Raw genomic sequence first — 15,256 nt, forward strand, 5'->3', positions numbered from 1 at the left:
GACGCGCGCCGTCACCGCTTCGGCGCCGCCACGGGCACGCCCAGCGGCCGGGCCAGTCCGGTCACCGCCTCGTCCAGCCGCTCCAGGTGGCGCAGCACCCGGCCGGTGATCCGGCCGTAGCGCGGGACACCGGCGGTGTCGTACTCCAGCAGCGAGGCGATGCTGGGCCCGGTCTCGACCTCCGTCGGCGTGCTCGGATCCGCGAGGTGCGCCGCGATCGCCCCGATGTTGCGCACCGTGCGCCGCACCGCGCCGCGCAGCCGGGGATCGGCCGCGATGGACGGGTGGGTGGGCAGCAGCTCGGCCGTCGCCGCCAGCGAACGCGCGTGGTACGCGCAGGTCTCCAGGAGCGCCACCACGTACCGCGCGGTGTCCCGCCGGGCCCGCAGCGGCGTGATCGGGTGCGTCAGCGGCTGGGTGGCGGCGCGCAGATCGCCGAGGGCCTGGTCGAGGTCGCGCGCCCGGTCCAGCAGATCGGCCGCCGGTCCGCCGCTGAGCTGGTCCACGGCGCCCTCGGTGACATCGGTGAGCCGCTCCAGGACCGTGCCGAGCAGTTCGTCCGTGCGGCTGTCGGTGCGCACCGGCAGCACCAGCGCCGCCGCCACCACCCCGCAGACGGCGCCGAGCGCCGTCTCCTCCACCCGCAGCAGCAGCACCGACGCGCTGTAGGTGTGCAGCAGGGTGTACAGCAGCCCCAGCATGGCGGTGACGAAGAACGACATCAGGGTGTGCGACAGCGGTGCCGTGTAGAACATCGCGAAGATGAAGACCAGGACCAGCGCGAACGCCGTCCAGGTGTGCTGTCCGACCAGGCCGGCCAGCACGATCCCGGCGACCACCCCGAAGACCGTGCCCAGCAGCCGCCGGTAGCCCTTGACCAGGATCTCGCCGGTGGACGCGGTGTTGATGAACACGATCCAGCAGGTGAGCACCGCCCAGTACCAGCGCTGCGCGGAGAGCATCTCGCCGCCGACGATGGCCAGCGACGAGCCGACCGCGACCTGCACGGCGGCGCGTGTGGTGGGCCGCCGCAGCCCGGTCGGCTCCTCCTCGTCCGCCGTCTCCTCCCCGGCGTCTATCGCCGCGTCCTCGGCGTCCAGCTCCTCACGGGAACGGGTGGTGGCGGGGGAGTCGTCGGACTCGTCCTGCGGGCCGTCCAGGGCGAGCCTGAGGCCCATCACCGCGCGGGCCGCCTCGCCCACGCCGCGGAAGACGTCCTGGACGGCCGGGGACGCGGCGGGGAGGTTCTCCTCGTCGCGGTAGCCGAGCAGCCGGTTGCGCAGGTGGGACAGGGCGGTGCCGCGCGCCTCGGCGGGCGGCCGTACCACCAGTTCCCGCAGCGCGGTGAGGTCACGGCGCAGCAGGGCGGTCGCCTTGTCCGCGTCCGGCATCCGGCCCACCGACGGTGCCGGGGCGCCCGGCAGGTGCAGGGTGAGGGTGTCCGCCCGCCGGGCGCTGCGCGCGGTCAGCAGCAGCAGCCCGAGCCGCTCGGCGGCGATCTCGGCGTCCGCGATGCGGCGCTGCACCAGCCGGGTCGTGGACGCGTCCAGCGTGTTCTCGTCCAGCCGGGTCTGGATCATCAGCGCCGTCTCGTGCAGCCGGGCGTGGCCCTCCCGCAGGTCCTCCAGCACCTTGTCGATGTCGTCCGGACCGGCGTCCAGCAGCTCCAGCTGGGCCGAGATCAACTGGGCCAGCCGGGCCCGGAACGCCTGCCGCAGCCGCTGCAGGACGCCCGCGGGGGTCGCCGGCACGATCGCGAACCGGACCAGGGCACTGCACGCGAACGCCACGGTGAGGGACAGGTACAGCTGCGGCAGACGCGCCACGGTCGCCCCGACGAACAGGGAGACGAAGTACAGCTGGAAGCCGATCAGGCCGAGCGCCGTGCCCCGTTCGCCGAACCGGCGGCCGTAGACGGCACAGAAGATCAGGACGACGAAGAACGCGTCGCCGATCACCATCCGTGAGGCGAGCAGCGCCGCCAGGGACACCGAGGCGAGCGCGACGGGCAGCCCCAGCGCCAGCGTGACGGCCTGCGCGCCGCGCCGCTTCTCCTGGATGGCGAAGGTGGCCACCATCGCCGCCATCGCGCCGGCCACCAGATGGGGGACGTCGGAGCCCAGCACGGCCAGTACGGCGAGCGCCAGCGCGATCGCGCCCACCGTCCGCACCCCGGCGACCAGCCGCAGCAGTCCGGGATCGGAGGCGGCGACGCGGTCTCGCAGCCGTGTCCGCACCGAGCGCCCCGCTGCCCTCACGCCGCCGTACTCTCCCCTGGTCGAACCCGGACCAACACCTAGATCGACTTCTCAGCATCTCATGCCGGGAGCGGACCCCGTGCGCCGGGTCAGGTCGTCGCCCGGCCGGCCCCCGCGACATGGGCCCGGACCTCTTCCGGTGACATGTACGCGTCGGTGTACTCGAAGTCCTTCAGCTTGGCCGGTTTGCGGGCCTGGAAGCCGGTGCGCACGAAGTCGTCGCCGGCCACCGCGTTGAGCAGCCAGTTGGTCATCACCCGGGTCTTGGCGACGCCGGTGCGCAGCGCCGACCAGTGGTAGCCGCGGGCCACCGCCTGGGCGGGCACGCCCCGCAGCTCCACGCCCAGCGGCTTGGACACCGCGTCCGCCCCGCCGAGGTCGACGACCAGACCGAGGTCCTTGTGCACGTACGGCCGCAGCGGCTGACCGCGCAAGGAGGCGATGACGTTGTCGGCGACGTGGGTGCCCTGGCGCATCGCGTGCTGCGCGGTCGGCGGGCAGACGGTGCCGTCCTGGCCCTTGGCGAGGTCGGGCACGGCCGCCGCGTCACCGAGCGCGAAGACGCCGTCGTGGTCGGGCAGGCACATCTCGGCGGTGACCGCGAGCCGGCCCTTGACCGTCTCCGCGCCCAGCGTGGCGATGAGCGGACTGGCGGCGACGCCCGCGGTCCAGATGAGCGTGCGGGTCGGGATCACCCGGCCGTCGGTGAAGGTGACCTCCTCCGGAGCGGCCTTGGCGATGGAGACGCCCAGCGAGATCTCGATGCCCCGCCGGCGCAGGATCTCCAGGGCGCTGCGGCCCAGCTTGTCGCCCAGCTCGGGCATCAGCTTCGGGGCGATGTCGATCAGGTGCCACTTGATGAGCTTCGGGTCCAGCCGCGGGTAGCGCTTGACGGCCGCGCACGTCAGGCGCTGGAGGCAGGCCGCCGTCTCCGTACCGGCGTAACCGCCGCCGACCACCACGAACTGCAGCCGGGAGGCGCGCTCGGCGGGGTCCTCGCTGGCGTCGGCCAGGTCGAGCTGGGTGATGACGTGGTCCCGGATGTAGGCGGCCTCCGCCAGGGTCTTCATGCCGAACGCGGTGTCGGTCAGGCCCGGGATGTCGAAGGTGCGGGTGATGCTGCCGGGCGAGAGCACGATGTAGTCGAACGACTCGTCGATGATCTTGTCGGTGATGGTGCGCACCACACAGACCTTGGCCTTCAGGTCCACGCCGATGGCACCGCCCGGGATGATCCGGGTGCGGTACCTGCTGCTGCGGCGCAGGGAGACCGCGACCGACTGGGGGGTCAGGACGCCGGAGGCGACCTGGGGCAGCAGGGGCAGGTAGAGCTGGTAGGCGAAGGGCGTCACCAGGGTGATCTCCGCCTCGCCCGGGGAGAGCTTCCTCTCCAGGCGGCGGACGCACTCCACACCGGCGAAACCTGCGCCGACCACCAGGATCCTGGGTCGTGTCACGGCGTTCATCCCTTTCTGCGGCTCCGGGCGGTCTTCCTCGAACGTCCTTCGCCTGCCCCTGGATCGCTGCTTCGCACCCACCGATCTCATCGCGCCGCCGCGGGTTTCGCCACTCGGACGTGTCAGCCGTGCCCGCGCAGGTGGCACAGGAGCAGGCACACGTCGTCGTCCCGCTCGGAGTCGCTCAGCAGCGGGTCCAGGATGCCGTCGGCCGCACCCCCCAGGTCGACGTCCAGCTCCGCCGGCCCGAACGACCCGAGCGCGGCCGCCAGCCGCTCGATGCCCGGGTCTATGCCCCGCGCCCGCCGCTCCACCAGACCGTCCGTGTACAGCGCCAGCGTGGCCCCGGGCGCCACCCGTACGGTGTGGTCGGCGATGTCCTGCTTGAGCGGGATGCCGAGCATGGCGCCGGGCCTGGCGTCCAGGATCCGCACCCGCCCGTCCGGACCGCGCAGCACCGGCGGCGGATGACCGGCCGCCGCCCAGGTCATCGTCGGCTCGTCCGGGTGGAAGCGGGCGATGACGGCGGTGGCGTACAGATCGGGCTGGAGGTTGTGCAGGAAGGTGTGCAGCCGGGTCAGCAGGCGCCCGGGACTGCCGCCGTCCACCGCGTAGGCGCGCAGCGCGGTGCGCAGCTGGCTCATCATGACCGCCGCGCGCAGCCCGTGCCCGGTGACGTCGCCGACCACCGCGATCACCCCGCCGTCGGGCTGGCGGAAGGCGTCGTACCAGTCACCGCCGATGTTCAGCCCGTGGGTGGCCGGCAGGTAGCGGGCCGCCATGCCGAGGAACTCCGGCGTCGGCAGCTCGGTCAGCAGCGCCCGCTGGAGCGTCTCGGCGATGTCCCGGTTGTGCTCGTAGCGCCGCGCGTTGTCGATGGCGATGCTGGCCCGCCGGGTCAGCTCCACCAGCATCACGGCGTCGTCCGGGTCCCAGCGCTCCCCGGGCGGCGACATGGTCAGCACGCCCAGCGGCTCACGCCGGGTGGGCAGCGGGATGCACAGCACCGGCCGGTCCGTGTGCTTCGGGGACGGCGGGTGGTCGTCGACACCGGCCAGCCGCCCCGGATGGCCGGCGGCGTACTGCGGACGTCCGGTGCGGGCCGCGGTCAGCGCCGCCGGATGCGCGCTCCCGCTCCGCGCGTCGCCGTCGGTCTCGAACAGCCACAGGTCGACCTTCCCGGCGTAGGAGGGCACCAGCAGGTCCGGCAGGCGGCGCAGGATCTCGTGGTGGTTGAGCGGCGTCGTCAGCACCGCGCTGGCGTCCGCCAGGAACGTCAGCCGGCGCCGGGCCTCCTCCGCCTCGGTGCGCGCCTTGCGCTCGGCGGCGAACGCCTCCCGCTGCGCCCGCCCGGCGGCGTCCAGTTCGGCGTGGAGCGCGACCACGCCCTGGTTGGTCTGCTGCAGCTCCTCCCGGTGGAAGGCGACCAGCTCCTCCTGCTCGTGCAGCTTGCGCAGCACCAGCGCGGTGTCCTCGTCGGCGCCCAGCAGCGCCTCCGCCAGCGCCGTCGGATCCTCCGTCACCGCACCCTCCTCCGGCGTCCGGTCCGGCTCCCGGCAGGCCAACGTCATCCGCCAGGGCGGCTGGCCCGCGGCCGCCGCCTCGCGGGACGGCGTCACCAGCACCTCCAGACGGCCCTCCCCGCACTCCCGCGCGATCGGGTTCAGGGTGAGCCGCCAGGTGCCGCCCTTGGTCAGGCACTGGCGCAGATGCACGCTGAGCGCCGCCGACAGCCGGGTCCGTTCCAGCGGGGCCACCCCGTACGCGGCGGCCAGCCGGGCGGTGGCGATACGCGCCCGCGCCGCGTCGAGGACACCGGAGATCTGCCACGTACGCATCATCACCGGCCCGCCGGGTTCGAGGCCAGCACGGCCACGGCGGTGTCGTCCCGCACCGGGCGCGCCGGGCTGCTGGCGTCGCGCACGGTCACCGCGGCCGTGACGGCGGGGTCGACGTGGGGGCGGCAGGTGTCGGGCGGCGGCGTCCAGCGGCTGGGCAGCCCGTCGCTGTGCAGGATGAGCAGGTGGTCGTCGCCCCAGACCGCCTCCTCCTCGCGCAGCGTCCCCGGCCGGTGCACGCCGACGATCCCGGGCCGGGACACCAGCGGACGCCACACCCCGGCCGCGCACAGCCGCGCCCCCACGTTGCCGATCCCGGCGAACCGCAGCCGCCCGGCCCGCAGGTCGACCTGGGCCACCGCGACGGCCGCGCCCCGGGTGCCGCTCAGCGCCCCGTCCAGCCGGCGCAACACCTCGGAGGGCGGCAGACCGGCCGCGGCGCGCAGCGCGTCCGCGGCGGCCGTCGAGGCGCGGGCCGCCTCCGGGCCGTGGCCCAGTCCGTCCGCCAGCATCAGCGTCACCCGGTCCCCGGAGCGCACCCACGCCCAGGCGTCCCCCGAGTACTCCGCTCCGCCGAACGGCACGTTCACCCCGCCCGCCCGGACCCCGGCCGTCAGCCCCGGGGCGTCACAGCCGGTGCCGGTCCGGGGCAGCACGGCGCCGACCCGGGCCAGCGCCACCGTGCCCCGGCCCAGGACACTGTGCAGTTCGAAGTGGCCGGCGACCCGCCGGCAGGTGCCCAGGCCCGCGCCGAGCGAGCCGGCCGTGGAGAACCCGTCGCGCAGGGCCTCGGCCACGTCGGCGATGCCCGGGCCGTGGTCGATCGCCGCGATCTGCACCATCGGGCCGGTGTCCCGGCCGGCCGCCAGGACGGGCGGCGCCACGACGTCGATGAGGACCCGGCCGCCGCCCGCGTGCTTGAGCAGGTTGGTGGCCAGCTCGGTGGCGACCAGCGCCGCCACCGCGGTGCGCGGCTCGTCCAGCGAGGCGGCGGCGGCCGCGTGCTCGGCCGCGACCCGGGCGTCGCGCACCCGGGTCGAGTCGTGCACCGGCACCTCCCACACGCGTGGCATCAGAACTCCTCACGAGGCCGGGGAGGCCGCCCGGTCCAGGAGGTCACCCGGACCGTCGTACCGGCGCCCGGGGCGCTCTCGATCGCGAACTCGTGCACCAGGCGGCGTGCCCCGCCCAGCCCCATGCCCAGCCCGTCGCCGGACGTGTAGCCGTCGCTGAGCGCCTGCTCCACGTCCGCGATGCCGGGCCCCTGGTCGCTGAAGGTCAGCCGCAGCCCGTGCGAGGAGCCGTCGACCAGGTGCTGCGACTCCATCGTGCCGCCACCGCCGTACACCAGGGTGTTGCGGGCCAGCTCGCTGGCCGCGGTCACCAGCTTGGTCTGGTCCACCAGGCCGAAGCCGAGCTGGGCGGCGGCCTGCCGCACGTGCTGGCGCACCCACATCAGATCAAGGTCCGAACGGATCGGCAGGCGGGCCTCGACGCCCGCTGCCGTGCCCATCACGGACGCTCCGGGCGCGGGGCGCCGGGCCGCGCGGACGCGACGGGCGCGGCCAGCAGCTCCATGGCCGCCTCGGTGCTGAGCGCGGTGTGCAGCCCGGGCAGCGTCAGACCCAGCTCCACCAGGGTGATCGCGACCGCGGGCCGCATGCCGACGATCACGGTCCGGGCGGCCAGCAGGCTCGACTGGGCGGCGATCTCGGCCAGCACCCGGCCGAGGAAGGAGTCGACGATCTCCACGCCGGAGATGTCGATGACCACGCCGGTGGCCCCGCTGGTCACCACCGTCTCGGACAGGTCCTGCTGGAGCTGCTGGGCGGTGCTGTCGTGCAGGTCCCCCTGGAGGGTGACGAGCAGCACCTGTCCCAGCCGGAGCACCGGGACGTGTCCGGTGGAGGGGCCGGAGAACGCCTCGCTCACCGCTGATCCGTACCGTTCGGCGAGGTGTTGAAGATGCCGGCGCCCAGCTGGTGCAGCGCGTAGCCCAGCGCGTCGGCGAGGCCGGCGCGGGTGATCACGCCGCCCAGGTCCAGACCGAGGTGGACGATGGTCTGCGCGATCGCCGGACGGATGCCGGAGACGATGCACTCCGCGCCCATCAGCCGGGCCGCCTGCACCGTCTTCATCAGGTGCTGGGCCACCAGCGAATCGACCGTCGGCACCCCGGTGATGTCCAGGATCGCGTACCGCGCCTGCTGCTCGACGATGGCCTCCAGCAGCGTCTCCATCACCACCTGGCTGCGGGCGCTGTCCAGCGTCCCGATCAGCGGGACCGCCACGATGCCGTCCCACAGCTTGATGACCGGGGTGGCCACCTCCATCAGCTGCAGCCGCTGCCGGTCGATGAGGGCCTGCCCCTCGCTCAGCGCGGTCTGCATCACCAGGACCCGCAGGGTGCCCATGAGCACGCTCAGCGTGGTCGCACAGGCCCGGACGTGGTCGGCCGGGGCGTCCCGCAGGTCTTCCAGGAGCAGGTTCTCCACGGGCGGACGCAGCGCGGCCAGCTCGCTGGAGACCTGCCCGGTGCTCAGACCGGCCCGCGAACGGGCCGCGGCCATCCGCCCCAACTGCTCCCGTACGGGCGTGAATCCGGCGGCGTCCGGGTCCTCCACCCGCGCCACGTCCGCGACCTCGGCCAGGGCGTCGACCACGGCCTTGCCCGCCTCCACCGCCTCGTCCCGCGAGACCGTGAACACGGCCCGGAACAGGGGCTCGTCCGCCCAGCGCTGCGCGATCTGCTCCCGACGGCCGCGCAGGAAGTCGCGTACCTCACCGGTCGGCGTTCCGGGCGTTGTGTCCACTGCGTGCTCCGGCACCTGTTCCCACTCCTCATCCGCAACTGCGTCGCGCGAACCGTTGCGGCGAACGGGCCGGCGACGTGACTCTGCCGGGCGACAACTGTAACCACCCGCCGACCTCGTACGACACCTCGTTGGACGGCCGGCGCGAGTCGCGGCCGAGCGGGCGGCGCCGGTTCCGGTCAGTCGTCGTGCCGCTGCTCCCCGTCCCGTCCGGCGGCCCCCTCGTCGACGAGGGCCAGCGCGTCCTCGACGCTCTCCGAGACCGGGACCGTGATGCTGACGCCGGTGAGGTCCAATATGCGGCGCACCGCGGCGGTGGGCCGGATGATGTGCACGCTGCCCGGCAGATCCCGGGCCTCCTGGTAGACCCGCAGGATGATGTTCATGCCGGAGGAGTCCATGAACGGCACCGCCGACAGGTCGAGCAGGAAGTGCCGCCGCCCGTGGTGCAGTTGGTTGGCCAGGTGGTGCTGGAGCTCCGTCGCGGTGTCGACGTCCAGGTAACCCTCGACGGTGAGCAGCGCCACGTCCTGCCGCGGCAGGGTCACCTCGACGGACAGCGGATTCTGGGCAATGGGCACGTGTACCTCCAACAGATGGGACAGCCAGGCCGGTTACCCCCGTGAGCCACTTCGATGCGCGTCCTTCCCGGAGCGCGCGGGTGATCAAGATCTCATCGCATGCGCGGCTCCTCTCGTCCGCGGCGTCCTCGCCGCGCCCGCGCGCATACCCACTGCCGCGTCCTTCATTCCTTCCGTGCGGGGCGGCGGGCGGGCGCGCGGGGGCTCACGCGAGGCGGACGCCCACCAGGCAGGTGTCGTCGTCCGTGTCCGACCTGCTGTAGGTGAGCAGGCGGTCCAGCTGCTGGTCCAGCGTGGCCGGCGCGGCCCGTACGGTGGTCAGCAACTGGCTCAGCGACTCCTCCACGGACCGGTCCCGCCGCTCGACCAGGCCGTCGGTGTACATCAACAGGGTGTCGTCGGCAGCCAGTTGCGTCTCGGCCTCCTCGTACCGGGCCTCCGGGACCGCCCCCAGCAGCATGCCCTTGACCAGCGGCAGCGGCGCCGCCGACCCGTCCCGGACCAGCACCGGCGGCAGATGACCCGCCCGGGCCCAGCGCAGGGTGCGCCGGGACGGGTCGTACAGACCGCACACCGCCGTCGCGGTCACCCCGCCGGTCAGGTGGTGCGCCACGATGTTCAGCCAGGACAGCAGCTGCCCCGGGCCCGCCCCGGTCACCGCCAGACCGCGCAGCGCGTTGCGCAGGACCACCATGGTGGTCGCCGCCTCTATGCCGTGCCCGGCCACGTCGCCCACGCACAGCAGCACCAGCCGGTTCGGCAGCACCACCGCGTCGTACCAGTCGCCGCCCACCAGCTGCTCGGTCTCCGCGGGCCGGTAGCGGACGGCGACCTGGAGGCCGTCCATCCGCAGCGGCGCCTGCGCGGGCGGCATGATGGCGTGCTGCAACTGGAGGGCCAGCCGGGCGCGTTCGCTGGCCTGCTGCTCGGTGTGGGCCAGCTGGTCGCGGGTCGCGGCCAGCGCCACCTCCGTCCAGTGCTGCGCCGAGATGTCCTGGCAGGCGCCGCGCAGCATCAGCAGCCGGTCGTCGGTGTCCAGCACCGGTTCGGCCACCACCCGGATGTGCCGGGTCACGCCGTCCGGCCGGGCCAGCCGGAACGCCGCCGAGGCCGGCCGCCGGTGGTGCATCAGGGTGCGCAGGAACCGGCCGATGGTGACGGCGTCGTCGGGGTGGGCGTGGGCCGGCAACTGCTCCAGCGGCACCGGGGTGCTCGTCTCCGGACGCCCGTACAGGTCGAACAGCTGCCCGTTCCAGGTGATCTCGCCGGTCAGCAGGTTCTCCTCGAACCCGCCGATGCGGCCGAGCCGCTGGGCGTGCTGGAGCAGACTGGCCAGCCGCGCCGTCTCGTCCTCGATGCGCCAGATCAGCAGGACGGCGTTGCCGTGCCGGCTGATGCTGATGTCCGCGACCGCCGACAGCGCGACCTGGTCGACGAGGGCGGTCAGGTTCATCCGGTGCGCCCGGAACGGCTCCCCGGTGGCGTACACCCGCTCCACGTTCTGGAACAGCTCGCTGTTCCCGGCCGCCATCGGGTACGCCTGGAGCAGCAGCGCGCCGTTCACCACGGCGCGGGGGCGTCCCGCCGGGTCCAGGAAGCGGTCGTTGACGTGCTGGATGAGGAAGTCGGCCAGGCTCCCGGAGTCGTCCAGGTGCGGCACCAGGACCAGGGCCGGGTCGTGCAGTCCGTCGGCCAGGTCCATCAGCTCCGCCGCGTCCGGCAGCACCCGCGGCTCCAGCCCGGTGCCCGGCACCGGCAGACGCGTCTCCAGCGTGTGCGCGCACAGCTCGGCCAGCGCCTCCACCTGCCGGACGACCTGCGGGGACTGCGGGGCCAGCGGCACCGGCCAGGCGATCTCCAGGACGCCGTGCACCCGCCCGCCGGTCCCCGCGGGCAGCGCCGCCCGCCCGCCCCGGGGGTACTGGTGCCGGCCGAGGCTGGGCAGCCCGGTGTCCGCCAGCGAGGTGATCCACCGCCCGTCCCGCCCGGTCAGGCCGCTGCGGGCCACCGTCGCCACGTCCGGCGGCACGTACCGCCAGCGGGCCGCCTCGGCGGGGGAGAAGCCCGCGCTGCCGGCCAGGGTGAGCGAGCCGTCGGTGCCCGCCGCCCAGATCGCCACCGCCACCGCGCCCAGCGGGCGCAGCGCCTGCTCGAGCAGGGCGTCGGCGACGGCCTGGGTGTCGTCGGCGGCCAGCGCCCCGCTCTCGGCGGCCCGCAGCCGCACTGCGGCCGACTCCGCCTCCTGCTCGTCGGCCTCGGCGGCGGTGGCGGCCAGGAAGGCGTCGGTCACCTCCGACATCCGGTCCCGGGCGGCCTGGTTGATGACGTCGACCGCGAACTCCAGCGGCGTCAGCTGGGCCTGTTCGGCCAGCTCGGCGAGTTGCCGGGCGGCCTGCGCCGGGCCGCAGCCCAGCCGTTCGACCAGAATGCCCTTGGCCAGCTCGATCAGGGCCCGTCCCTCGGCCTCCGCCTGGGCCCGGCTCACCTCGCGGCTGAGCCGGGCCACGGTGGCCGCCAGCCGGCCCACGGGCGACTCGGCGGAGACGCCCACGAGGTCACCGACGGGCCGGGCGGGACCGTCGTCGGGTGTGCGTTCGGAGATGCTCACGGTGTCACTGCTCCTCGGGTGGAGGGCACCGCGGCGCGCGCCACGGTACGGCGCGCGCCGCGGTGCCCACCGGGGTACGGGACGGGGGCCGGTCCGCTCACGCGGGCAGCCACCGTCGTACGCGGGCCATGAGCTCTTCGGTGTCCACGGGCTTGGTGACGTAGTCGCTGGCGCCCGAGGCGAGGGACTTCTCCCGGTCGCCGCGCATCGCCTTGGCGGTGACGGCGATGATGGGCAGCTCCGCGTACTGGGGCATGGCGCGGATCTCGGCCGTCGCCGTGTAGCCGTCCATCTCCGGCATCATCACGTCCATCAGCACCAGGGCGATGTCCGGGTTGCCCAGCAGGGTGTCGATGCCCTTGCGGCCGTTCTCGGCGTGCAGCACCCGGAAGCCGTGCAGTTCCAGGATGCCGCTCAGCGCGAACAGGTTGCGGGCGTCATCGTCGACGACGAGGACCGTACGTCCGTCCGCCGCGCCGCCGGGCTCCGGCGGGACGGCCGTCCGGCGCGGTTCCTCGGCGCGGACCAGGGACAGGACGTCACCGGGCTCCTCCGCGGACAGGTGCAGGGCGATCCGCTCGCGCAGCTCGTCCAGGCTGGAGAGGAACTCCAGCGCCCCGCCCGGCACCCCGGACCGCAGCGCCTCCTCCAGCGCGGCGTCCGCGCGGTGCCCGCTGTGCACCAGCACCGGCACGCTCGCCAGCGCCGAGTCACCGCGCAGGGCCTTGAGGAAGCGGGACGCCTCACCGTCCGGCATGCCCAGCTCCAGGACCACGCAGTGGCAGGGTTCGGCGGCCAGCGCGCCGGCGGCCTCCTGCGCCCCGACGGCGGTGATCACGTCCAGCGGCGGCCGGTCGGCGGTCTCGTCCCGTCCGTGCGCGAGGTCGGCGACCACGCTCTCGGCGACCAGGGTCAGCAGCCCGCGGGGCCGCTCCTCCACGACCAGCAGCCGCCGCGGCCGCTGCCGGGGGCCGGCGGTCAGCTCGGGCGCCGGCGCCGGGCGGGCGAGCGCGTCGGCGGACGTCTCGGCGGTGCCTTTCCCGTCGGGCCGCCCGCGCCCCAGCAGCTCCTCGAAGTCGGGCCGGGCCACGGGCAGGAACAGGGTGAACGTGCTGCCCTGGCCGGGGGCGCTGTCCACGGTGACGGCACCGCCCAGCAGCTGGGCGATCTCCCGGGTGATGGACAGTCCGAGGCCGGTGCCGCCGTACTTGCGGCTGGTGGTGCCGTCCGCCTGCTGGAACGCGCCGAAGATCGTCTCCAGGTGCTGCTCGGGGATGCCGATGCCGGTGTCCCGCACCCGGAAGGCGACCACCGCGCCGCCGCGCAGCACGTGCTGCGGGACCTCGTCGTCCGCGGCGGGCTCGATCCGCAGCTCCACGCTGCCCCGCTCGGTGAACTTGACCGCGTTGGACAGCAGGTTGCGCAGCACCTGGCGCAGCCGGGAGTCGTCGGTCAGCAGGTCGGCCGGTGCGCCGGCCGCGGTGGTGATCGTGAAGTCCAGGCTCTTCTGCGTGGTCATCGGCCGGAAGGTGGCCTCGACGTACTCGATGAGCTGCCGCAGCGTGACGCGCTCCGGCGACACGTCCATCTTCCCGGCCTCGACCTTGGACAGGTCGAGGATGTCGTTGATCAGCTGGAGCAGGTCCGAGCCCGCCGAGTGGATGATGCCCGCGTACTCGACCTGCTTGGGGGTGAGGTTGCGCGAGGGGTTCTGGGCGAGCAGCTGGGCCAGGATGAGCAGGCTGTTGAGCGGGGTGCGCAGTTCGTGGCTCATGTTGGCCAGGAACTCCGACTTGTACTTCGAGGCGAGCGAGAGCTGCTGGGCGCGGGCCTCCAGCTCCTGGCGGGCCTGCTCGATCTGGAGGTTCTTCGCCTCGATGTCCCGGTTCTGGGTGGCCAGCAGCGACGCCTTCTCCTCCAGCTCGGCGTTGGAACGCTGCAGCTCGTCCTGCTGCACCTGCAACTCCGTGGAGCGGACCTGGAGTTCGGCCGTCAGGCGCTGCGACTCGGCCAGCAGCTCGTCGGTGCGGGCGTTGGCCACGATGGTGCTGACGTTGACCCCGATGGTCTCCATCAGCTGGGACAGGAAGTCGTGGTGGATCTGGGTGAAGGAGGACACCGAGGCCAGCTCGATGACGCCGAGCACCTGGCCCTCGACCACGATGGGCAGCAGCACCAGCGCGGTCGGCGCCACCTGTCCGAGCCCGGAGGAGATCGTCACGTAGTCGGGCGGCAGCTCCTCCACGGTGATGGCGCGGCGGCTGCGGGCGGCCTGGCCGACCAGGGTCCGGCCGAACGGGATGCGGACGGGCCGGTCGTCGTCGTCCGGGTAGCCGTAGGAGCCGACGAGCCGCAGCTCGGGGCCGTTCACGCCGTCCTCGGCCAGGTAGAAGGCGCCGTACTGGGCACTGACCAGCGGCACCAGCTCGTCCATGATCAGCTCGGCGACGACCGGGAGGTCCCGGTGGCCCTGCATCAGGGAGGAGATCCGGGCCAGGTTGGTCTTGAGCCAGTCCTGCTCCTGGTTGGCCCGGGTGGTCTCGCGCAGGGACTCCACCATCGCGTTGATGTTGTCCTTCAGCTCGGCGACCTCGCCGGACGCCTCCACGTTGATGGAGCGGGTCAGGTCGCCCTCGGCGACCGCGCTGGTGACCTCGGCGATGGCCCTCACCTGCCGGGTCAGGTTGCCCGCCAGTTCGTTGACGTTCTCCGTCAGCCGCTTCCAGGTGCCGGAGACGCCCTCCACCTCGGCCTGACCGCCGAGCCGGCCCTCGGTGCCGACCTCGCGGGCGACCCGGGTGACCTCGTCGGCGAACGCGGACAGCGTGTCGACCATGGTGTTGATGGTCGTCTTGAGTTCGAGGATCTCGCCGCTGGCGTCGACGTCGATCTTCTTCGACAGGTCACCCCGGGCCACCGCGGTCGTCACCAGCGCGATGTTGCGCACCTGGCCGGTGAGGTTGTTGGCCATGGAGTTGACGTTGTCGGTGAGGTCCTTCCAGGTGCCGGCCACGTTCGGCACGTGCGCCTGGCCGCCGAGCCGGCCCTCGGTGCCGACCTCGCGGGCGACCCGGGTGACCTCGTCGGCGAACGCGGACAGCGTGTCGACCATGGTGTTGATGCCCTGGGCCAGCGCCGCGACCTCGCCCTTGGCCTCGACCGTGATCCGCTGGGACAGGTCGCCCTTGGCCACGGCGGTGGCGACCTGGGCGATGGAGCGGACCTGGTGGGTGAGGTTGGACGCCATCACGTTGACGTTGTCGGTCAGGTCCTTCCAGGTGCCGGAGACCCCCCGCACCTGCGCCTGGCCGCCGAGGTTGCCCGCCGTGCCGACCTCGCGGGCGACCCGGGTGACCTCGTCGGCGAAGGCGGAGAGCTGGTCGACCATCGTGTTGATGGTGTTCTTCAGCTCCAGGATCTCCCCGCGCGCGTCCACGGTGATCTTCTGGGACAGGTCGCCCTTGGCCACGGCGGTGGCCACCTGGGCGACGTTGCGGACCTGGTTGGTCAGGTTGCCCGCCATGAAGTTCACCGAGTCGGTGAGGTCCCGCCAGGTCCCCCGGACGCCCTGCACGTCCGCCTGGCCGCCGAGCCGGCCCTCGGTGCCGACCTCGCGGGCGACCCGGGTGACCTCGTCGGCGAAGGCGGAGAGCTGGTCGACCATCGTGTTGATGGTGTTCTTCAGCTCCAGGATCTCCCCG

The 15,256-nt window shown here is 73.5% G+C and carries 10 protein-coding genes; all 10 read right to left on the reverse strand.

The features are described 5' to 3' along the window. Positions 1 to 11 precede the first annotated feature (11 nt). Positions 12 to 2,258 (reverse strand): FUSC family protein, encoded by a 2,247-nt coding sequence (locus ACY1JF_RS24695; protein WP_462707427.1) that lies wholly within the window; start codon positions 2,256 to 2,258, stop codon positions 12 to 14. An 89-nt stretch (positions 2,259 to 2,347) separates the two neighbouring features. Continuing rightward, complete coding sequence (locus ACY1JF_RS24700) at positions 2,348 to 3,724, reverse strand: NAD(P)/FAD-dependent oxidoreductase (RefSeq protein WP_462707428.1); 1,377 nt, start codon at positions 3,722 to 3,724, stop codon at positions 2,348 to 2,350. Positions 3,725 to 3,837: 113 nt separating this feature from the next. Then, positions 3,838 to 5,556: a PP2C family protein-serine/threonine phosphatase gene (locus tag ACY1JF_RS24705; RefSeq protein ID WP_462707451.1), complete on the reverse strand. Its 1,719-nt coding sequence runs from the start codon at positions 5,554 to 5,556 to the stop codon at positions 3,838 to 3,840. Beyond that, entirely contained in the window at positions 5,556 to 6,626 is a 1,071-nt protein-coding gene (locus ACY1JF_RS24710) for an anti-sigma regulatory factor (RefSeq protein ID WP_462707429.1), read from the reverse strand. Before ACY1JF_RS24710 ends, ACY1JF_RS24705 begins: the two co-directional genes overlap by 1 nt. Beyond that, entirely contained in the window at positions 6,626 to 7,066 is a 441-nt protein-coding gene (locus tag ACY1JF_RS24715; protein WP_462707430.1) for an anti-sigma regulatory factor, read from the reverse strand. Before ACY1JF_RS24715 ends, ACY1JF_RS24710 begins: the two co-directional genes overlap by 1 nt. Continuing rightward, positions 7,066 to 7,485, reverse strand: a complete 420-nt coding sequence (locus tag ACY1JF_RS24720) for an STAS domain-containing protein (RefSeq protein ID WP_462707431.1) — start codon at positions 7,483 to 7,485, stop codon at positions 7,066 to 7,068. The genes ACY1JF_RS24715 and ACY1JF_RS24720 overlap by 1 nt, the downstream gene beginning before the upstream one ends. Then, positions 7,482 to 8,381: an STAS domain-containing protein gene (locus tag ACY1JF_RS24725; protein ID WP_462707432.1), complete on the reverse strand. Its 900-nt coding sequence runs from the start codon at positions 8,379 to 8,381 to the stop codon at positions 7,482 to 7,484. Before ACY1JF_RS24725 ends, ACY1JF_RS24720 begins: the two co-directional genes overlap by 4 nt. Before the next feature lie 164 nt (positions 8,382 to 8,545). Next, positions 8,546 to 8,947: an STAS domain-containing protein gene (locus ACY1JF_RS24730; RefSeq protein WP_462707433.1), complete on the reverse strand. Its 402-nt coding sequence runs from the start codon at positions 8,945 to 8,947 to the stop codon at positions 8,546 to 8,548. 205 nt (positions 8,948 to 9,152) lie between these two features. Continuing rightward, a complete protein-coding gene (locus tag ACY1JF_RS24735) occupies positions 9,153 to 11,555 on the reverse strand; it encodes a SpoIIE family protein phosphatase (RefSeq protein ID WP_462707434.1) in 2,403 nt (800 codons plus the stop codon). Between the two features lie 97 nt (positions 11,556 to 11,652). Continuing rightward, positions 11,653 to 15,256: HAMP domain-containing protein (locus ACY1JF_RS24740; protein WP_462707435.1), on the reverse strand; the 3,604-nt coding region annotated here is incomplete at its 5' end.

The organism is Streptomyces sp. SYSU D01066-1, from assembly GCF_054956795.1.